The organism is Yoonia sp. 72, assembly GCF_034652275.1.
In the GTDB taxonomy this organism is placed as follows: Bacteria; Pseudomonadota; Alphaproteobacteria; order Rhodobacterales; family Rhodobacteraceae; genus Yoonia.
Map to the genome: position 1 here is coordinate 466,196 of NZ_JAXIWG010000002.1, position 19,680 is coordinate 485,875.

The following is a 19,680-nucleotide window of genomic DNA, read 5'->3' on the forward strand; positions in this document are numbered from 1 at the left end:
CATGCGTCTTTTGATTGCAGACGACCACGACCTACTACGCGACACGCTGGTTTCGTTCATCGCCGCAGAAGACGGGCTAGAGGCTGTCGCGGCCTGTGACCTCGATGACGCGCTGGAATGTATCGCGAAACAGGGCCCGTTCGATCTGGTGCTGCTCGATTACGCGATGCCCGGCATGAACGGACTGGACGGGTTGCGTCGGGTGATGGCGCTGGGGCAGGATCAGCGCGTGGCGTTGATGTCGGGGCTGGCACCACGCGAGATTGCCGAAGAAGCGCTTGCCATCGGTGCCGCCGGATTTCTGCCAAAGACCCTGTCTGCCAAACGCCTTGTGAATGCCGTAAGGTTCATGGCGATGGGCGAACAATACGCGCCTGTCGATTTTATGACCGCTGAAACGGATGCCCCCGAAAAGCATCCTCTGGCCGAAAAGCTGTCAAAGCGCGAATTGCAGATGTTGCAGGGGCTTTGCGAAGGCAAGTCCAACAAGGAAATCGCGCGCGATGTGGATTTGTCCGAACCCACGATCAAGCTGCATATGAAAACGCTTTACCGCAAGCTTGATGCGCATAACCGCACGCAAGCCGCCCTGATCGCCAAAGAAGCCGGGCTGTTCTGACAGGCGTCGCTGCGCAAGTCCGGTCCATATCCTCGTCAGACATGGGTTCACCTGATACAGCGTCTATTGTCGCGACAGGTTTATTTTTTTATCGCATTATCAAATATTTGCATGCCTTCCATAAAGTTTCTCGGAACAATTCCGATCACGTCGAATTGACCTTTCGTAAGTGCGGCAAAACCGCATCGGGAAGGTGGGACCATGACAATGACACGAAGAGAGCTGCTGGGCGCCGTCGGGATGACCGCCGGATCGGCAGCAATGTATTACGCCATGGCAAGCTTAGGCCATGCGCAGGAATCCACCTATCAGGGCCGCATCTCGCTGACGGGAGAACCGACCAACGGTCGCCGCGTGCTGGTGCTGGGGGCTGGCCTTGCAGGCATGACCGCCGCGCTGGAATTGCGCGATGCCGGTTACGACGTGCAGGTGCTGGAATATCGCGAAAAGGCCGGGGGCCGGTGCTGGACCCTGCGCAGCGGCGATACCTATACCGACATCGACGGTGTGATCCAGAATGTCGATTTCGAGGACGGGAATTACATCAACCCCGGCCCGTGGCGCATTCCCTACAACCACCATGCCGTGCTGGATTACTGCAAGCGGCTGGGCGTCAAGCTCGAACCTTTCATCCAGAAGAACCACAATGCCTATCTGCACCGGTCGGATGCGTTTGGCGGAGAACCGCAGCGGTTCCGGCATGTTGCCACCGACTACCGTGGTCATGTCGCTGAATTGCTGGCCAAGGCCACCAATCAAGGGATGCTGGACGCCGAAGTCACCGAGGCTGACCGCGAAACATTGATCAATTCGCTGCGCACCTTCGGCCATCTGAACGACGACAACGCCTATGTCGAAAGTGACCGCACCAGCCAATATCGTGGCTATGCGCGCGAGGCAGGCGGCGGCCGGGATGGCGCGCCTGTTCCTTCCGAGCCGATGGATTTCGAGACGCTGCTGCAATCCGAGTTGTGGCGCTGGCTGAGCGAGGCTGAAACCACTAGCCACCAGAACGCCATTTTCCAGCCTGTCGGCGGGATGGACATGATCGCGCAGGCCTTTGCGCGTGAAGTGGACGATCTGGTCACGTACAACGCCCGCGTCATCTCGATGATCCAGAACGGCGATACTGTGACCGTCCAGTATGAGGACCGCGAAAACGGCGGTGATCCTGTGGAAATGACCGCCGATTGGTGCGTCTGCACGATCCCGTTCTCGATCCTTGGCCAGATGGACCATAACCTGCCATCCGCCAAGGCGCAGGTCGTCGATACGATGTATTACGAAGGTGCGATCAAATTCGGGCTCGAATTCAACCGTCGCTTCTGGGAAGAAGACGACAGCATCTATGGCGGCATCACCTATACCGATCTGCCGATTTCGCTGATCAGCTATCCGTCGAACGATTACTTCTCGGACGGTAAGGGCGTGCTGCTGGGCGGCTATGTCTGGGGTGCGAATGCCTATCAGTTCAACGCGATGCAGCCGGATGAGGCCGTGCGCTGGGCTGTCGAATACGGGTCGCGCATCCACCCGCAATACCCGGAAGAATTTTCCAGCGGCGTCTGCGTCAGCTGGCACAAGGTGCCGTGGACCTTGGGTTGCTATGGCATCTGGCAGGACAAGGAACGTGATTACGCCGGTGTGGTCGAGATGGGCCCCGACGACCGGATCGTGCTGGCGGGCGAACACCTGTCCTATCTGCCCGCATGGATGGAAGGCGCAATCCTGTCCTCGCTTGACGCTATCGCCCAATTGCACGCCCGCGCGACTGTCAGCGGAGCAGGAGAATGACTATGATCAGCAAAACAACAATATGGGTGGCAAGCGGGGTCATCGGTCTGGCCAGCCTTGGTGCCGTCGCACAAGAGACGGCTCAGGGCGAAGACGGCATGTCCGGTTTTCGCACCTTCGAACCGGTCGAGGGTGAGCTTTTGAACTTTGCAGGTTCCGGCGATCTTGCCCAGACAGGCGGCGAGGCGGTCTACGGTGCTGTCTGCGCCGGCTGCCACATGCCGGATGGCGAAGGTGCGCAAGGGGCGGGTATCTATCCGTCGCTGGCGGAAAACGACCTTCTCGCGGCGCCGTCCTATCCGATCTATCTGATCCTCGAAGGTCAGGGTGCCATGCCTCCTTTGGGCGGGATCATGGACGACCAACAGGTCGCGGATGTGGTCAACTATATCCGGTCCAGTTTCGGCAATGATTTTATCGACGAATGGGGTGAGGCTACGGCCGAGGATGTTGCGGAGACACGCCAATGATGCGCGGAGTAGCAACATGCGGAATGGTTGCGGGGCTTTTTGTGCTTGCCTTGGGCGCGCAGGCGCAAGAGGTCGTGCGCCACGCCATCCCCGGGTCCAGCTTTCCCATCGCGCGGGCGGTTGAAATCCCGCCTGACGCTACGGTCGTCTATATCAGCGGTGCCGTGCCATCGGTGATCGACGAGACGGCAGAACAAGGATCAGCCGACGCCTATGGCGATACAGAGGCGCAGACCGTGTCGGTGCTGCAATCGATCGAAGGCACGCTGGCCGATCTGGGCCTGACGATGGGCGATGTGTTCAAGATGCAGGTCTATCTTGTCGCGCCGGACGGCGCTGACGGCATGGATTTCGCGGGTTTCATGGACGGCTATACCCAGTTCTTCGGCACAGAAGATCAGCCGAACCTGCCAGCGCGGTCGGTGTTCGAGGTTGCGGGGCTCGTTAGCCCGGCATGGCTGGTCGAGATCGAAGTCACCGCCGTCAGGCCGCCTGAATAGCGCACTACTGGCGTGCTCCAGTTCCGGCTGCATGGCCCGTCCATGCAGCCACACCGTGATTAAAGAGGTCATTCATTGAAAAATCTTGCTGACAGGCTCGGCCTGCGGGTCGACCCCACAATCTTTTTCTTCTCTGCAGGGCTGAGCCTTGTGTTCGTAATCGCCCTGACCGCCGCGCCTGTCACCATTGGCAATGCATTCGCCGAAGGACGGTCTTGGATCGTCACCAACCTTGGCTGGTTCTTCATCCTTGGGGTGAATGTCTGGCTGGGGTTCCTGATCTATGCCGCGATGTCGCGCCACGGGCATATCCGGCTGGGGCCAAAGGATTCGCGGCCCGAATACTCGAACATGTCATGGTTCACGATGCTGTTCGCGGGCGGGATCGGCACGGTGCTGATGTTCTGGGGCGTGGCAGAACCGATCAGCCATTACAGCAACCCGCCCCTGCCGGGCGTCGATCCGTTCACCATCGAGGCGGCGCAGGATGCGGTTTCAATCTCGCTTTATCACCTTGCCTTGCATACATGGACGATCTTTGCGCTGCCGGGGTTGGCCTTTGCCTATTTCATCAACCGCTATGACCTGCCCGTGCGGGTCAGTTCGGTGTTCTACCCGCTGCTGCGCGACCGCATTTATGGCCCCGTCGGCAAGGCCATCGACATCGCCGCGATCATCGGGACGTTGTTCGGTGTGGCGGTATCGCTGGGGCTCGGGTCGTCGCAGGTGGCGGCAGGGCTTTCGGAATTGTTCGGCTGGTCCAACGACACCGGCCTGCGGCTGGCGATCCTTGGATCGCTGACGATTGTCGCCACCATTTCGATTGTCGCGGGTCTGGATAAAGGCGTGCGGGTGCTGTCCAACATCAACATCGGCATGGCGATCGGGTTGATGATCTTTGTGCTGATCACCGGATCGACCCTGTTCCTGCTGCGCGGCATTGTGGAAACATTCGGGCTTTACCTGTCGAACCTGCCGCGTCTGGCGTTCTGGAACGACATGCTGCACGGCAGCGATATGGGCACCGGCGACTGGGGCTGGCAGGGCGACTGGACCGTGTTCTACTGGGCATGGACCGTGACATGGTCACCGTTCATCGGGTTGTTCGTCGCGCGGATTTCGCGGGGACGGACGATCCGCGAATTCGTGTTCGGTGTGCTGCTGGCCCCGTCGCTGTTCACGATCATCTGGTTCGCGATCTTCGGCTGGCAGGCCATAGCGCTTGACGGTCTGGGCCAAGCGCAACGCCTTGCGATGGGCGCAGAGGCGGGCATGATCAGTCAGGCGGTCGCGGACTCGGTGCCGCTGGCGATGTTCGCCTTTTTCGGGGAATTGCCTTGGGCCACGTTCATGCAAGGGCTTGCCGTGCTGGTCGTTGCGATCTTTTTCGCCACATCGTCGGATTCCGCGTCATTGGTCGTGGACATGCTGTGTTCGGGAACACAAACGCCCGGCCCAGTGCGCCAGCGCGTGTTCTGGGGCGTGGCAGAAGGTGCCATCGCCGCGACGCTGATCCTGCTTGCGGGCGAGGCGGGGCTGGTCGCGCTGCAACAGGTGATCACGGTCGTCGGCTTGCCGATCTTCGTGCTGGTCTGCATGATGATCCCGGCGCTGATTAAAGGCTTTGCCGCCGAGGATATCGCCCATATCAGCATCGGCAAGCGACCCGAGCTGAGCGAGTTCGAAACCGACGCTGATGGTGCCCAACGACCGTCACCGGCGCGGCACGGACCCTGACAGGCGAATGACGGCGACAGCAAGGCGCGTGTCGCCGTCAATACGCGCGTCAGGATTCGTCGAGCACCTCGACCTCGGCGTCACCTTCGATATCAATGACGTTTCCGTCTTCCTCGATGCTTGCCGGTGCGGGATCGTCCAGCGCACCGGTTCCGGCTGCGGGTGGTGCTGCCGCATCACTGGTCGGCGCTGGGGCAATTGCCGGGTCCGACGTGATAACCTCGGCATCGCCCTGTTCTGTCACGGCCGGGGTGGCAACATCGTCTTGTCGTGCCGTATTGTCGCCAAGATAGCCGCCGAGGAACAAGACAAGCAGCAGCACGATGACGATTGCGGCGATCGCGCCGTAGATCCATGTGTTGCCGCTTTGCGTTCCTGTCGCATCAGTGCGGTGGGTGCCCGGATCGGGCCTGCGGGGATTGGCCATGGTGGAGTTCCTTCAATTTGCAAATAGGGATTGATGGCAGCGTTCACCGGATTGCTAGCCAAGCCATCCGGTCGGACTGCTGCAAGGGCCGCGCCGGACGGACCGGCGCGGCACAGTGGTCAAGACCTTGTGTTAATCGACTTCGGGGTACGACATCAGACGCACTTCGCTGGCGTTGATGTAGGTCCGCAGATCGCCCCCTTGGGCGTCATGCAGGATCGTCAAATCAGACAGCGGCACGCGAACCTCGCGCTGCTCTGCGCCCGTAAAGGCACCGACATCGACGATCACAGATTGCGCATCACCCTCGGCCACGGTCAGCGTGCCGATCTCGGACACTTCGTTGCCTTGCACGCCAAAGACGGGCGCACCGTCAAGTTCGGTGGCCGAAACTTCCGAAACGTCGATCATCTCATAGCCCTCGCGGCGGACGTTGGGACCGCCAGTCATAGCCTGCTGGTTGCTCTGATCGTTCTGCAGTGCAGGATCCTGTTGCTCCGTGGCGGCTGCGTCCTGTTGCTGGCCACCAGCGGTGCTGTCTTCAAACCGCACAACGGGTTCGCCGGACTGACTCCAGTTCACCTGCGGTTCGCCCGACGACCTGATTTCGATCTGCGGCTCACCCTGTTCAAAGCGGATGTTGGGCTCTGCCCGCGATATGCTCACGTTGGGCTGCTGCTGTCCGCTGTCCTGATAGACGACCTGCGCTTCGGACCGTGTCATCGACACTTCGGGTTCGGCTGTTGCGACGGTTCCGTCAGCGGCCTCGCGCCGGGAAATCGCGATCCCGGGCGAGTTTTCGGGGTCTTCGGCCTGATAAATATCAAGCTCGACCGTAGGTTCCGGCACATTCACCGTCACGCGCGGTTGGCCCTGACGTACCTCGACCTGAGGGCGGGTGTTGGCCACATCCACCGATGGATCGGGCATGGTGATGATGAATTCGGGCGCGGGCTGTTCGATGGTGATCGTTGGCTGCGGCATGTCCAGCGTGATGCGTGGCGCGTCCTGCAGGACCACGATATCGAACGCCTCTTGCGTCACATTCACATCGGGTGTGCTTTCACCGACGATGACCTCTGTGGCCTGTTCTTCGATCTGAACACTCGCGGGACCCTGATCAATGATCGCGCGCCCTTCGATCACGACCTCGTCCGACAACCGGACGCGGGCCTGCTCAGTCTCGGACACCTCGCCTTCGAGGCCCATTGCGGCGTTGACCTCTGTCAGAAGCACACGGCATTGTCCGGCATCGTTACCTTCGACGACCTGCACATACTGGTCTTGCGAGATACCTGATTGCTCGAAATCAATTTGCTCGGCCACCTGTTGCAGTTGCAGGCAAGCGCCGTTCTGATCCTGCGCGAAGGACTGGACGGGGATGATCGCGGATGTGGCGAAGGCGCTGCATAACAATGCACCGCGCACCGATTTCAGGGGAAAAAAGCCTGTGATAGGCATGATTGTTTCCTTTCGTTCGTTGCTGCATGTTCCCGTTGAACAGAGGCTGACGGTGAATGTTCCAAATGAATCCGCCTGTGCATGGGTGGCAGTGCCCAACGCGCCCTGTCGTGTCCGGCTGCTTTCAGTTCCGGTTTCACCCGCAGGCGCACAGCGCGGATTGTGGCATTGGCCGGTATGCGCTACTTTTTCTGCAATGCAGCAACAGGGTTGGGGAACGGCACCAGTGACACGCAAAACGGTTGATCGCGCGTCTCGGGGCGGTACGTCACATTGCTCGCGGCCCGCCCACGCTTGGGCGTATGAATTCGAATGACAGGCATCGTTGTGATCATAGCCGCGCTCGCGGCGCTGATCTTTCTGGCCTATCGCGGCCTCAGCCTGCTGTTGCTGGCCCCTGCCATGGCCTTGCTGGCTGTGGCCTTTGCCGAAGGCGGGCCGGTGCTGGCCAGCTATACGCAGGTGTTCATGCAGGCGATGGGCGGCTTCGTGATCCAGTATTTCCCGCTGTTCCTGCTCGGCGCCGTTTTTGGCAAGCTGATGGAGGCATCTGGGTCAGCCCGCGTGTTGGCGGAGGGGATCATCGGCAGGCTGGGCCGCGACCGCGCGATCATGGCCGTCGTGCTGTCCTGCGCGGCGATGACCTATGGCGGCGTGTCGCTGTTTGTTGTGGCGTTCGCGGTCTGGCCGATTGCAGCCGTGCTGTTCCGCGAGGCGGACCTGCCCAAGGTGCTGATCCCTGCGACGATCGCGCTGGGCGCGTTCACCTTCACGATGACCGCCTTGCCCGGCACGCCCGCGATCCAGAACGCGATTCCGATGCCCTATTTCGGCACGACGCCGTTTGCGGCACCGGGTCTGGGCACGATCGCGGCGGTCATCATGTTCGGTTTGGGGATGGCATGGCTGCGCTTTCGCGCGCGTGCGTTGGGGCCGGGATATCGGGCTGCGGCGGATGATCTGACCTCGCCTGTCGCAAAGGGGCATGACCCAGCGTTCCTTGTCGCGGCACTGCCGCTTTTGCTGGTGCTGGTTCTGAACCTTGGCTTTACGACTCTCGTCATCCCGCGCATGGACACAAGCTATCTGTCACTGGCCGCATTTGGGGGAACCGACGTTGATGCCCTGCGCGGCATCTGGTCGATCATTGCAGCGTTGACGGTGTCGGTGGTCGCACTGGTGGCGCTGAACTGGCGGCAGTTGGCGGCCAATCTGGGGCGGACGCTGGATCAGGGGGCAAAGGATTCACTGGCACCTATTTTCAACACGGCAAGTCTTGTTGGGTTCGGTGCGGTGATCGCGTCGCTGTCGGCCTTCGGGGTGATCCGCGACTGGGCGGTCACGGTCGGCGGTGACAATGTGCTGGTTTCGCTGGCGGCGGGGACGGGGCTATTGGCGGGGATCACGGGGTCGGCGTCTGGCGGCATGTCCATCGCGCTGGCGACGCTGGGCGAAACCTATCTGCAGATGGGGACGGCCGCAGGCGTTGCGCCTGACCTGCTGCACCGTGTCACGACGGTGGCCACAGGCGGGCTCGACGCCTTGCCGCACAACGGTGCTGTCATCACGCTGCTGGCGATCTGCGGGTTGACCCACCGCGAAGCCTATCTGGATATCGCGGTGGTCGCCGTGGTGGTCCCGCTGGTGGCACTGGTCGTTCTGGTCACGCTAGGCACAATGTTCGGCAGCTTCTGACGTTCAGGTCAGGACACCGAAACGCTTTCGTCTGCGCGGTATTCGGTGCCGTCCTCGTGTGTCCACACAAAGCTGAAATCGCCGGGTGCTGCGGCACGCACATAGAAGGTGAACGTCGGATTGGCGGCGCTGCCATTGCCGAAGTCATAGGAAAACACGGTTTCACCGTTCATTGTGGCGGTGAAGCTCGCCAGCATGTCGCGCGGATCAGCAGACGACACAGCTGTGATCATCGGATGGTCGATCAGCGTGCGGATCTCAATCTCCTCGCCTTCACTGGCGGAACGAGGCAGGCGGATACGGGGTGTGGCCATGATCTTTCTCCCTTAGGTCGCGCAGCCGCCGACGGATACGATAATGCTGGCGGTCTGCTCGAACACGCGCCCGTCGGACAATTCGGCAAGCACAAGGATCTCTTGTTCTTCAGCGACGCGGATACGCGTCATCGCTTCGGCGCGGGACATCTGCGGCGTCAGATGAAAGGTCCCTATTTGCGGCGCGGGGTTGCGGGTGGCGATGATATGGATCGCGGTCACATGATCCTCCGCTGTCATCGGGCTGTCGAGTTTCACCGTCAAAGGCACTTGCGCGCCGTTTTCCGCGACAGCCGGCAAATCAAGCGTGATGGTGCCGTCCGACACCTCGCGTCCGGCCAGAAGCTGCTCTCGCCAGCCTTGCCAGTCGTTGTGGTTATCGGCCCGCAGCGGCACCCCGCTGACAAGAACGAGCGCGACCGAAGCCGCGCCCTTGATGAATGTCCGCCGTTCAAACGTCATGCAGCGTCCTTTCTTCTGGCATCAGGAGAACATATCCCGTGTGATGCTTTCATACCATGCATCGGCGTAGCCCGCCTCGAGCCGGCGGTTTTCTGCCAGTTCCGACAACGGACCGCGGGGCGAGATGCCGCCCGAATCCGGCGTTTCCACAAAGCCTTCGTCGGTCGTGCGGAAGATGCCGACCACCGAAAAGCTGTAGTCTTCCCCGCCATGGCTATAGCAGGTGTTGAAATAGACCGGATCGGTTGGGGCCTCGCTTCCGGTGATATCCGCCAAAGCGGCTGCCACGGCGATCTTGGATGTCGAATTGGCAACATAGCCCGATTTTGGCATTGGCGAGGCGATATTCGCATCCCCGATCACATGCACGTCAGGCGCGGCTGTCGATTCGAAGGTGCGCGCATCGACAGGCACCCAGCCTGTTTCATTCGCAAGCCCCGTGTCGCGCACGATGGATGCCGCGTATTGCGGCGGAATGACGTTGCCCACATCGACGCGGTGTTCTTCGCCGAAATCGCTGATGAACAGTTTGTTTTCCACGTCGACCCGCACGATCTGCCCGTCCTCGTTCAACGGGATCCATTCGATCATGTCGCCGTAAAGCTCGCCCCAGGCATCCTGGAACAAACCCTGTTTGGAAAAACCTTCCTTGGCGTCGAAGGCAAGAATCTTGGCCGTCGGGTTGTTCTGCTTGAGGTAATGCGCGACCATCGAGATCCGCTCGTAAGGCCCGGGAGGGCAGCGGAACGGGTTGCCGGGAATCGCCATGCCGAACACGCCGCCTTCGGGCATCGCTTCAAGCTGCTGGCGCAGCAGGCTGATCTGCGATCCGTCGCCGCCCATCCACGCATGCGGGAACACCTGCGATGCGGCCTCGTCATAGCCTTCGATCGCGTCCCAGCGGAACCCGATGCCGGGCGACACGATCAGCTTGTCGTAGTCCAGCACGGTGCCGGATTCCAGCGCGACGGTCTTGGCCACAGGGTCGATATCTGCGGCACGGTCCTGCACGACGTTGACGCCGCGCGCGCGCAGACCGTCATAGGAATGGGTGATCTGCGGCAGGGTGCGTTTGCCGCCAAGGATCAGGTTGCCATAGGGGCAGGTGACAAAGGTGGGCCAAGGTTCGACCAGCGTCACCTCGACCTGCGGGTAATTGATGCGGGCGAAACGCGCGGCCGACGCACCACCGAACCCACCCCCGACGATGACAAGGCGGCCTGTGGTCTGGGCGCGGACAAGCGCCGGCGCGGCAAGCGTTGCGCCGATCAGGGCGCCAAAGCTGCGACGTGTGAATGTGGTCATGGCAGGCTCCTATTCGATCGATGCAAAGTAATCGGCGAGAATCGCGACTTCTTCGGGGGAATAGCCGGGCGCGATGCGGTTCATAATCGTCGCGGGCCGTTCGTTGTTGCGGAATTCTTCCCATACGGTGATGAACGCGTCGCGGTCATAACCTGCGATCCGTGCAATGGACCCCGCACCTTCGCCCGCCTGACCGTGACAGCCTGCACAGCTTTGCGCCAGTTGCGGCGCGCCTTCCTGCGCAAGAGCGCCGCTGGACAGCAGCCCCGCACCTAGCAGGAATGTCATTGTTTTCATCAATTTCATAAGCGTGCTCCACCGATTTGCAGGTCAATGCGATTATTGTTAATGGCTGCGGCGTTTCATTGCAATTTTCTTAACCGCGCATGAACGAGAAACTTCCGCGATCATACAACCTTGGTTTGCAGTGCAAAGAACGGGCGCAGCCATAGTCCGACGATGTTTCCGGGAATTGCCGCCGCGATCCAGACCCAGCCATGCACGCTGCCCGATGCGACACCGGAAAAGAACGCGCTGATGTTGCAGCCGAACGCCATGCGCGCGCCATAGCCCAAAAGCAGACCGCCGATCACCGCGGCAAGCAAGGGGCGCAGACCGATCCGCCAGTCTGGTGCGAACCGCCCGGCTAGTCCGGCCGCCAGAAACGCGCCCAGCACCAGACCGACGTTCATCAGATGCGTGGCATCCTGCACCAGTGGCCTGTGCAAAAGATCGATCCGTGTCGGGTCTTCCCAATAGATCCAGAACACGGGGTCGGCCCAACCGACATTTTCCGCGAACCGCGATCCCCAGGTGGCAAAGGCCTGCGTAATGCCCCAAGGCCGCCCCGCGATCAGCAATGTCGCGAAATTCAACACCGCAAGCGCCAGTGCCGCCCATGCCAGCGGCCACGGCCCCGACAGAAAACCCGCGTCCGGCCTGCGAAACAGTGGCGCGACCTGCCCTGTGCGTCGCCTTTCACGCAGTGCCAGAAGCCATGCGATCAAGGCCAGCACCGCAAGGTTCAGCGCCAGCGCGGGCCAAAGGCCCAAGGTTTCCGGCAGGGAAATCGGCGGCAGGGCGGGCAGTGTCTCCCAGCGTTCGACATCCCATGCGCCCAGCGTCATGCCCGCAACGAAGAACACCAGCGTGATGACAGACCGCGCATCGCCGCCGCCTGTGGTATAAAGCGTCCCTGACGCACAGCCGCCGCCCAGTTGCATCCCGATACCAAACAGGAACGCGCCGATCACGACCTCCCATCCTGCCGGAAAGACGAAACCACGGACCGGCTGGCCAAAGACGCTGCCTGCCGCAAGTGCAGGAAAGAACAACAGCACCGCGACCGCGAGCATCAGCATCTGCGCCCGCACAGCGCCGCTATGGCCTGTCTGGATGCAAGCGCGGTAAGCTCCGGTGAACCCGAAGGCCGCATGATACAGCGCAAAGCCGAGGCCCCCGCCCACCAGCCAAAGCGCCGCCAACCGCCCCGATCCGTTCAGGGCGACATAAATCGCACCGGCCAGCAAACCGGCAAGGGCCAGCACCATGACCGGACGTTGCGTGCCATTTGAAACCGAGAGTGTTGTGGCGCGGTCCTGCATCGTGGTTGGTTTCCTGTACAATGACGCGGCGTTGATACTGGCTCGGGCCACCTGCGGCAACTGACAAGCCCGTCAGCGCTGAGGCATAAAACCCTTTTGCGCGCCTTTGGCTGGACCCGCGCGCTGCGCCGCAATAAGGAAAGACCACAAAACCGGTCACAGACCGTCAGGAAAGGTACGCTTGCGATGAAGATAGCCATGATCGGTACCGGATATGTCGGGCTGGTGTCGGGGGTCTGCCTTGCGGATTTCGGCCACGAGATCGTCTGCATCGACAAGGACGAAGGCAAGCTTGCCTTGCTGCGCGACGGCAAAACCCCGATCTTTGAACCGGGTCTGGATACCTTGCTCGCGCGCAACATGGCGGCGGGTCGGCTGTCCTTTACCAGTGATCTGCGCGCTGCGATCGACGGCGTGCAGGCCGTGTTTATCGCCGTGGGCACGCCCAGCAGGCGCGGCGACGGTCATGCCGACCTCAGCTATGTTTTTGCTGCCGTGCAGGAACTGGCGTCGGTGTTGACTGGTCATGTGGTGATCGTCACCAAATCGACCGTGCCTGTCGGCACCAGCCGCAAGGTGGCGGAACTGGTCAAGGCGGTGAACGCGGATCTGGATGTCGATGTGGTGTCGAACCCCGAATTCCTGCGCGAAGGTGCCGCGATCGACGATTTCATGCGTCCCGACCGCATCGTCGTCGGTGTGCAGACCGACCGCGCCGCCGCTGTCATGCAGGCGATCTATCGCCCGCTGACCGACCGTGGCTTTCCGATGCTGGTCGCCGATCTGGAAACCGCCGAGATGGTCAAATACGCAGCCAATGCGTTTCTGGCGACCAAGGTGACATTCATCAATGAAATGGCGCTGCTGTGCGAAAGAACAGGCGCCGATGTCAAAGCGGTCGCCAACGGCATGGGCTTTGACCAGCGCATCGGGCCGAAGTTTCTGCAGGCCGGTCCCGGCTATGGCGGATCGTGTTTTCCCAAGGATACCCGCGCATTGGCACGGATCGGGCAGGATTATGCCGCCCCATTGCAGATCGTCGAAACCGTCATCAAGGTCAATGAAGAGGTCAAGCGCGTCATGATCGACAAGATCATCGACCTTTGCGACGGCCACGTCCGCAAAAAGTCGATTGCCGTGCTGGGTCTGACCTTCAAGCCCGGCACCGATGATATGCGCGATGCACCTTCGCTGACAATCGTGCCCGCGCTGGTCGGGCAGGGGGCGGATGTGCGCGTCGTGGACCCGCAGGGTTTCCGCGAGGCGGAAGAGCTTTTGCCCGGTGTCACTTGGCATGACGATGCCTATTCCGCCGTGCAAGGCGCTGATCTGGTGGTGATCCTGACTGAATGGGATGACTTCCGCACGCTCGACCTTGCCCGTCTGGCAGGCAGCATGGCCGAACCGCGCATGGCCGACCTACGCAATGTTTATGATTGCGATGATGCGATTGCGGCGGGGTTTACCTATTACACAGGTGTTGGCCGCAAGAGCGTGATGCCCCCGGCCTGACCCGCTGTCAGGCGGGCTGGACGCCCAGCGCGGCCAGTGCGGCGCGCAGGTCCGGCATCGCGCTGTCCGGCATCGGCAGGATCGGGCGTGGCGGCAGGGCCTGCGTCAGCCCCAGCAGATGCGCGATGGCATAGGCCACCCGCAGCCCGCCATGCGCCCGGAACAGCGCCCAAAGCGGGGCGAAATTGGCGTTCAGTTCTGCCGTCAGCGCCGCGTCGCCGGCCAGCGCCGCCTGCGTCAGTCGCAAGGCCGGTTCCGGCAAAATGCCACCCACAACGCTATACCACGTCTGCGCGCCCGCCAGCAGCGCCTCGGCACAGCCCCAGTCACCGCTGTAGCCGATGACGAATCCGTCGGGCAGGTGGGGTTTCAGCGCCGCGAAATCATCAGCGACGGTGCTTTGCGCAGGCAGCGGCATCTTTACGGCGGTGATCGTCGGAATGGCGGCCAGCCGCACCAGCAGGTCGGTCGAGAAATTGAAATGCGTCGTGCTGGGGTTGTTGTAGATGCTCAGCGGCAGGTCCGTCGCCCCCGCGACCGCCAGATAATGCTGATAGACCTCTTCCTGCGTCAGCGGCGTGTAGGACACTGGCGCCATCAGCAGACCGTCCGCACCCGCCTTGGCCGCATCCTGCGCCAGCGCCACGGCAGCATCGGTGCGCAAGGCACCCACGCTGACGATCAGGGGCACATCGCCCGCGAGTGTTTCAGCGGCAATCGTGACCGCGTCCCGCCGCGCGCTGCGGTCCAGATAGGCATAGGTGCCGGTGCTGCCCAAAAGACCGACCGAATCCACACGTGCCGCCTTCAGCCGCAGCAACACACGCGCAAGGTCATCCGCGATGATCTGCCCATCGGGCGTCGCGGGTGTGATCGGAAAGGCGGACAGGCCAGCGAACAGGGACATGGTGCGATCCTTACAGTTTTCCGGTCTGGAACAGCCAGACCTTCAGCCCGCCATGCGGAACGGGCGCGCCTTTGGATTTGAACGGCAGTCCGGTCGCATTGGCAAGGGCTGCGTCACTGGTCACGATGCCGACGCGCCAGCCTTGGAACTGCGCCTTTAGCGTCTGCCCAAGTGCCGCATAAAGCCCGAACAGCAGTTTCGGATTACCGATCCGGTCGCCATAAGGCGGGTTGCAGATCACCAGACCGGGCGGGCCGTCGGGCCGCGTCAGCGCATCGACGGGCAGTGTGTCGAATGTGGTCAGGCCCGCCACACCCGCGCGGTCGGCGTTTTCACGGCTCATGCGGATCGCACCTGCATCGCGGTCGCTGCCGTAAAAGCGCAGGTCGGTCGGTGTCGGGCTGTGCTGGCGCATCGCGTCCCATGCGGCGGGATCGAAACTGGCAAGCTGTTCAAACGCAAAGCTGCGGCTGCGTCCGGGGTAGAGCCCTGCCGCGATTTCCGCGGCCTCGATGACGAAAGTGCCAGACCCGCACATCGGGTCGAGCACAGGTTCCGTCCCCTGATAGCCACAGTCGCGCAGGAACAAGGACGCCAGCGTTTCGCGCATGGGCGCTTTGCCCACGCCTTGCTTGTGCCCGCGCTTGTGCAGGCTTTCGCCGGATGTATCCACGCTGATCGTCACGCGGTTGTCGTCGATCCGCAGTTTCAGGACCAGCTCCGCCTCGGCGCTGATCTGATAGCCGTTCGCCTTCAGCGCGGTTTCGATCCGCTGGGTGGCGGCACCGGCGTGATAGATCTTGGACTTGCGGTTGGTCGTGACCTCGACCCTGACCGGCAGATCGGGGCGCAGCACCTCGGCCCAGGGGAATTTATGCGCGCGCTTGTCCAGCTGTGCCAGATGGAACGCCATGAAACTGCCGATCCGCACCAGTACGCGCGTCGCCCCCCGCAGTACCAGATTGGCGCGCCAGACATCGGGCCAGCCGCCGGTCATGGTCACACCGCCTTGGGTCAGGTCTCCGGCAAAGCCCGCTGCCTGCGCCTCGGCCAGAAGGGCTGCCTCGAATCCGGGGGTTGCGGTCAGAAAGATCTCGAATGTTTGTGTCATGCCGCCTGCATAGGGGTTTGCCTTGGGCTTGCAAATGGGCAAGCGGCAGGCCCTAGAAAGTCGACTGGATGCCGATGCCGATTTCGACCACCGATGTGGTGTATTCATCGGCGGTGGACAGCGTGCGTGTCGCTTTGGCCGTCAGTGTTGGCGCAAAGCCGAAAGTGGTGAAACGGTCCAGCACCGCCGTCCCCGTCACACTGGCGAAACGGTCGCGCCGCCCGTCCAGCGTTGTCGGGAAAGTGTCGTAGTGACGATACCCGATCTCCACCCCTGTCGACAGGCGCGTCCCCAGCACGGGCTGTTCAAAGGCATAGCCCACCCCCGCGCGGTATTCGTCATAGATATTCTCGAACCCGCCGTCCCTGTGCCGCGCGGCCAGCGTCAGTTGCATCTGGTCGCGATTGGCAAGGCGCAGGTCATAGGTGGCGGACAGGTCGTGGACCACCGCATCGACGACCGAGGCACTGACCGCGTGTTGCCATTGCGTCGATCCGGTCAAGATGAACCGACGGTCAGGGCCATAGGGGATGCCCTGTTGCAACATCAGGACATGGTAATTCACCAGATGCACCCCGCCTTCCCAATAGCCGCCGACATCCAGCGTCGCGCTGACCGGCCCTAGGGGGCTCAGGTCGCCGCGCGTGTGGGTCAGGCCCGCCTCGGCGCGAAAAGACCGGAAATCATGGCCGGTCAGACCCTGCACCCTCGGGATGGGCGAAGCGTCGAGCAAGGCGCGCGCATCGCGCGACAGGCTGTAGGTCGCACCCGAGAAAAGCAGCCCCGCGGTTGTCGTCTGCACCGCGTCTTGCGACAGGCGATACCCCAGACGGACACTGCCCGCATAGGCGATGCCGGACAGGGCGCGCTGGTCCTCGGGCAGTTGCAGTTGCAGGTCGATCCCTTCAAAGGTCAGGATGCCATCCACCGATCCGTTGTTGATATTGCTCGACGGCGCGATCGACGCGGTTGTGCGGATCGACAGCGGATTGGCCTGCGCCGCGCTTCTGTAGTCGCGGGCGACGGTATCGGCCTCGTCCGGCGTTTGCGCATGGTTGGATGCGCGCCGCAGCCAGATTTCGGCCCGCGCGAATTGCCCTTGCTGGAAATGCGCCGCAGCGGTCAGCCGTGCGGCCTGCAACTTTGTCGCCGCGTCAGGGGCGGTGCGATAGGCAAGCTGGCCCGCCGCGGCGGCACCTGCCATGTCGCCCAAATCGGACTGCGCGAGGGCGAGCAGCATCAGCCCCGCGAAACTGTCGGGCGCTGCGGTCAGTATCTCTTGCGCCAAGGCCGCTGCCGTCGCGGGGTCGCCCGCATCCAGCGCTTGTTCGGCGGCGTCCTGTGTCAGGCGCGGGTCAGCCTTTGCCATTGCCGGAGCGGCCAGCAGCGCGCAGGCCAAAGCCACGTCGCCGATCTTGGGATATCTGCGCATATCATTGCCCGCTGTCAGGTTGACGCGATGCTTAGCCGAACCGCCCGTCAAGGCAACGCAGGATTTTTGCCTTGGCGAAATTTCCGGGCTTCCCATTATCCGGTTCTGCGGTGTAGCAATTGGCGTCCGGCGGTGAATACGGGAAACCTCGCGATGCGCATTTTGATGTCTGTTCTTGCAGTGGGATTGCTGGCTGGCTGCATGGGGTCGGGCGGAACGGGCATGGATGTGGTGCCCAGCACATCGACAAGTGTCGAACGGTCGCTTGCTGCTATTGACGCAAATTCATCCGGCAGTTTCGACCAGATGTTGAACGGTGTGCGCGCGGTGAACGGCGCAGAACCGCTGAGTTTTGACAACCGGCTTGCGCGTGCGGCACAGGTCCATGCGAACGATATGCTGCGCAATGACTTTTTCAGCCATACGGGCAGCGACAATTCCGAAGTCGGTGACCGGGTGACCGAGCAGGGTTATACATGGAGCCGCGTCGGCGAGAATATCGCCAGAGGACACCAGAGCGAGGCTGCTGTGATGAGGGGCTGGACGAATTCGCCCGGTCACCACCGCAACAATATCAACCCAAATTATCAAGATTTCGGCCTAGGCAAAGCAGGCAGCGGCAGCAGCCTTCATTGGGTCCTCGTGCTCGCGACGCCTGGCTAACCCATTTCCCGCGCCGACTCCGGCTTCGGCACGGGTTTTGTGATGCCTTCCAGTGCTTTCAGCGGGCGGCGCACGGCCTCTTTCAGGCCCGGCCGTGTCGGTGCGGCAGATTGTTTGCTGACTTCGACCATCAACACACCCCCCGCCGCGATCACCGGAATCTTGTGGCCGACCCGTTCGAACATGCCCGCCGATTTGCGCCAGAACCGGTTGCGAGACGGCGGCTGGAACAATGTGGACAGCGTCCGTTCCGTGACGAACCGGTGTTTGCGCAGTTGCGCATCAAGCTGGGTCAGCGAATAGGGGCGGCCATAGCCGAAGGGCGTCTTGTCCGTCCGCGACCAAAGGCCCGCGCGGTTCGGCACCACGACCACCGCGCGCCCGCCCGGACCCAGCACGCGCCACATCTCGTCCAGCAGGGCGGTGGGGTTTTCAGACGTTTCCAGCCCGTGCATGACCACCAGCTTGTCGATATGCCCCGTTTCGATCGGCCAGAGCGTGTCTTCGCACAAAACGCTGACATTGCGGCCTTCAGGCGGCCAGGGCATCACGCCTTGCGGACCCGGCATCAAGCCGATCACGCGGCGCGCGTCCTTCAGATAGGGGCGCAGCAAGGGCACGGCAAAGCCGAAACCGGCGACGACCTGCCCTTTCGCCTCGGGCCAGAGCGTGACAAGTTCGTCGCGGATCACCTGTTGGGCCGCGCGTCCCAGCGCGCTGCGATAATAGAAGTTTCGCAGGTCCAGCACATCAAGGTGCATTGCGGTTCAGACCTCCTTGGACGACACTTTGCAAACCATATCAAGGAAAGGACAGTTTGCCATGACAAACACCGCATCCCCCGTCGAACTGGTCACGGTGCCCTGCTTGCGCGACAATTATGCCTTTCTGCTGCACAATGCCGCAACAGGACAAACCGCCCTGATCGACGCGCCAGAGGCATCGCCGATCAAAGCCGCCCTTGCACAGCGGGGCTGGCAGTTGACCGATATCCTGCTGACGCATCATCACGACGATCACGTCGGCGGATTGGAGAGCCTGCGTGGCGATGCAAGGGTGATTGGCGCGAGCGCCGACGCCCACCGCCTGCCGCCGCTTGATCTTGCCGTGGCCGAAGGCGACATGCTGCACATCTGCGGCCAGACCACCCATGTGATCGACGTCTCGGGGCATACGGTCGGGCATATCGCGTTTCACATGCCGGACGCGGCCCTTGTTTTTACCGGCGACAGCCTGATGGCGCTGGGCTGCGGGCGGCTGTTCGAAGGCACGCCGGCGCAGATGTGGCAAAGCCTGCTGAAATTGCGGGCGCTGCCGCAGGAAACCACGGTCTGTTCGGGGCATGAATACACGGAATCGAACGCGCGCTTTGCCGCGTCCCTTGACCCCGACAATGCAGACCTTACTTTACGGATCAGGGCGATTGAAACGGCGCGTGCGGCAGATCGGCCCACCGTGCCATCCGGACTTGACGAAGAACGGCGCACCAACCCGTTTTTGCGTGCCGATGATGAGGGCCTCAAGGCGCATCTGGGTATGCAGGACCAGCCCGACGTAGCGGTGTTTGCGCATATCCGTGCAAGCAAAGACAAGTTTTAACCACAAACACGCTCACAGGTTGCCAAAAACCGGGCGCTGTTGCGACCTTCACGTCAAATGTGAAGCAA

General features: G+C 61.9%; 20 protein-coding genes. 9 read left to right on the forward strand and 11 right to left on the reverse strand.

The features are described 5' to 3' along the window. Position 1: 1 nt before the first annotated feature. The 5 genes from VCK47_RS10785 to VCK47_RS10805 all read left to right on the forward strand — a co-directional run bounded on the left by VCK47_RS10785 (position 2) and on the right by VCK47_RS10805 (position 5,120). A complete protein-coding gene (locus VCK47_RS10785; RefSeq protein ID WP_322891098.1) occupies positions 2-619 on the forward strand; it encodes a response regulator transcription factor in 618 nt (205 codons plus the stop codon). Positions 620-820: 201 nt separating this feature from the next. Next, positions 821-2,413, forward strand: coding sequence for a flavin monoamine oxidase family protein (locus VCK47_RS10790; protein ID WP_322891099.1), 1,593 nt, complete (start codon positions 821-823; stop codon positions 2,411-2,413). Between the two features lie 2 nt (positions 2,414-2,415). Then, on the forward strand, positions 2,416-2,883 hold the full coding sequence (locus VCK47_RS10795) for a cytochrome c (protein WP_322891100.1): 468 nt from the start codon (positions 2,416-2,418) through the stop codon (positions 2,881-2,883). A gap of 23 nt (positions 2,884-2,906) precedes the next feature. Continuing rightward, positions 2,907-3,383 carry a RidA family protein gene (locus tag VCK47_RS10800; RefSeq protein WP_322892282.1) on the forward strand — a complete coding sequence of 159 codons (477 nt, stop codon included), beginning with the start codon at positions 2,907-2,909 and terminating at the stop codon, positions 3,381-3,383. 75 nt (positions 3,384-3,458) lie between these two features. Continuing rightward, complete coding sequence (locus VCK47_RS10805; protein ID WP_322891102.1) at positions 3,459-5,120, forward strand: BCCT family transporter; 1,662 nt, start codon at positions 3,459-3,461, stop codon at positions 5,118-5,120. Between the two features lie 49 nt (positions 5,121-5,169). Here VCK47_RS10805 and VCK47_RS10810 read toward each other — a convergent pair whose 3' ends face one another. Together VCK47_RS10810 and VCK47_RS10815 are read right to left on the reverse strand one after the other, a co-directional pair. Beyond that, entirely contained in the window at positions 5,170-5,547 is a 378-nt protein-coding gene (locus VCK47_RS10810) for a hypothetical protein (protein WP_322891103.1), read from the reverse strand. 132 nt (positions 5,548-5,679) lie between these two features. Next, complete coding sequence (locus tag VCK47_RS10815; protein WP_322891104.1) at positions 5,680-7,008, reverse strand: hypothetical protein; 1,329 nt, start codon at positions 7,006-7,008, stop codon at positions 5,680-5,682. A gap of 312 nt (positions 7,009-7,320) precedes the next feature. Between VCK47_RS10815 and VCK47_RS10820 the strand changes: the two genes are divergently transcribed. Continuing rightward, positions 7,321-8,703, forward strand: coding sequence for a GntP family permease (locus VCK47_RS10820; protein WP_322891105.1), 1,383 nt, complete (start codon positions 7,321-7,323; stop codon positions 8,701-8,703). Positions 8,704-8,711: 8 nt separating this feature from the next. Here the strand turns inward: VCK47_RS10820 and VCK47_RS10825 are convergent, their stop codons facing one another. The 5 genes from VCK47_RS10825 to VCK47_RS10845 form a co-directional block, all read right to left on the reverse strand. Beyond that, positions 8,712-9,017 (reverse strand): thiosulfate oxidation carrier complex protein SoxZ, encoded by a 306-nt coding sequence (locus tag VCK47_RS10825; protein WP_322891106.1) that lies wholly within the window; start codon positions 9,015-9,017, stop codon positions 8,712-8,714. Positions 9,018-9,029: 12 nt separating this feature from the next. Next, the gene (locus tag VCK47_RS10830; protein WP_322891107.1) at positions 9,030-9,479 is read right to left on the reverse strand and encodes a thiosulfate oxidation carrier protein SoxY; all 450 of its coding nucleotides are present in this window, start codon (positions 9,477-9,479) and stop codon (positions 9,030-9,032) included. 21 nt (positions 9,480-9,500) lie between these two features. Then, positions 9,501-10,784, reverse strand: coding sequence for an FCSD flavin-binding domain-containing protein (locus VCK47_RS10835; RefSeq protein WP_322891108.1), 1,284 nt, complete (start codon positions 10,782-10,784; stop codon positions 9,501-9,503). A 9-nt stretch (positions 10,785-10,793) separates the two neighbouring features. Then, positions 10,794-11,072: a c-type cytochrome gene (locus VCK47_RS10840; RefSeq protein ID WP_322891109.1), complete on the reverse strand. Its 279-nt coding sequence runs from the start codon at positions 11,070-11,072 to the stop codon at positions 10,794-10,796. Between the two features lie 119 nt (positions 11,073-11,191). Next, on the reverse strand, positions 11,192-12,388 hold the full coding sequence (locus VCK47_RS10845) for a YeeE/YedE family protein (RefSeq protein ID WP_322891110.1): 1,197 nt from the start codon (positions 12,386-12,388) through the stop codon (positions 11,192-11,194). Positions 12,389-12,574: 186 nt separating this feature from the next. Between VCK47_RS10845 and VCK47_RS10850 the strand changes: the two genes are divergently transcribed. Continuing rightward, positions 12,575-13,900: a UDP-glucose/GDP-mannose dehydrogenase family protein gene (locus VCK47_RS10850; RefSeq protein WP_322891111.1), complete on the forward strand. Its 1,326-nt coding sequence runs from the start codon at positions 12,575-12,577 to the stop codon at positions 13,898-13,900. Between the two features lie 7 nt (positions 13,901-13,907). Here VCK47_RS10850 and VCK47_RS10855 read toward each other — a convergent pair whose 3' ends face one another. The 3 genes from VCK47_RS10855 to VCK47_RS10865 are packed head-to-tail and all read right to left on the reverse strand — an operon-like array spanning position 13,908 to position 17,350. After that, positions 13,908-14,807 carry a dihydrodipicolinate synthase family protein gene (locus tag VCK47_RS10855; protein WP_322891112.1) on the reverse strand — a complete coding sequence of 300 codons (900 nt, stop codon included), beginning with the start codon at positions 14,805-14,807 and terminating at the stop codon, positions 13,908-13,910. Between the two features lie 10 nt (positions 14,808-14,817). Then, positions 14,818-15,918: a class I SAM-dependent RNA methyltransferase gene (locus tag VCK47_RS10860; protein ID WP_322891113.1), complete on the reverse strand. Its 1,101-nt coding sequence runs from the start codon at positions 15,916-15,918 to the stop codon at positions 14,818-14,820. Positions 15,919-15,970: 52 nt separating this feature from the next. After that, complete coding sequence (locus VCK47_RS10865) at positions 15,971-17,350, reverse strand: hypothetical protein (RefSeq protein ID WP_322891114.1); 1,380 nt, start codon at positions 17,348-17,350, stop codon at positions 15,971-15,973. A 153-nt stretch (positions 17,351-17,503) separates the two neighbouring features. Here VCK47_RS10865 and VCK47_RS10870 point away from each other — a divergent pair, with 153 nt between their 5' ends. Next, the gene (locus VCK47_RS10870) at positions 17,504-18,013 is read left to right on the forward strand and encodes a CAP domain-containing protein (protein WP_322891115.1); all 510 of its coding nucleotides are present in this window, start codon (positions 17,504-17,506) and stop codon (positions 18,011-18,013) included. On the opposite strand, the gene VCK47_RS10875 is transcribed toward VCK47_RS10870, so the two are convergent. Next, on the reverse strand, positions 18,010-18,774 hold the full coding sequence (locus tag VCK47_RS10875; RefSeq protein WP_322891116.1) for a class I SAM-dependent methyltransferase: 765 nt from the start codon (positions 18,772-18,774) through the stop codon (positions 18,010-18,012). The genes VCK47_RS10870 and VCK47_RS10875 overlap by 4 nt on opposite strands. Positions 18,775-18,835: 61 nt before the next feature. Between VCK47_RS10875 and gloB the strand changes: the two genes are divergently transcribed. Continuing rightward, on the forward strand, positions 18,836-19,612 hold the full coding sequence (gene gloB / locus VCK47_RS10880; protein WP_322891117.1) for a hydroxyacylglutathione hydrolase: 777 nt from the start codon (positions 18,836-18,838) through the stop codon (positions 19,610-19,612). The last annotated feature ends 68 nt before the right edge of the window (positions 19,613-19,680 follow it).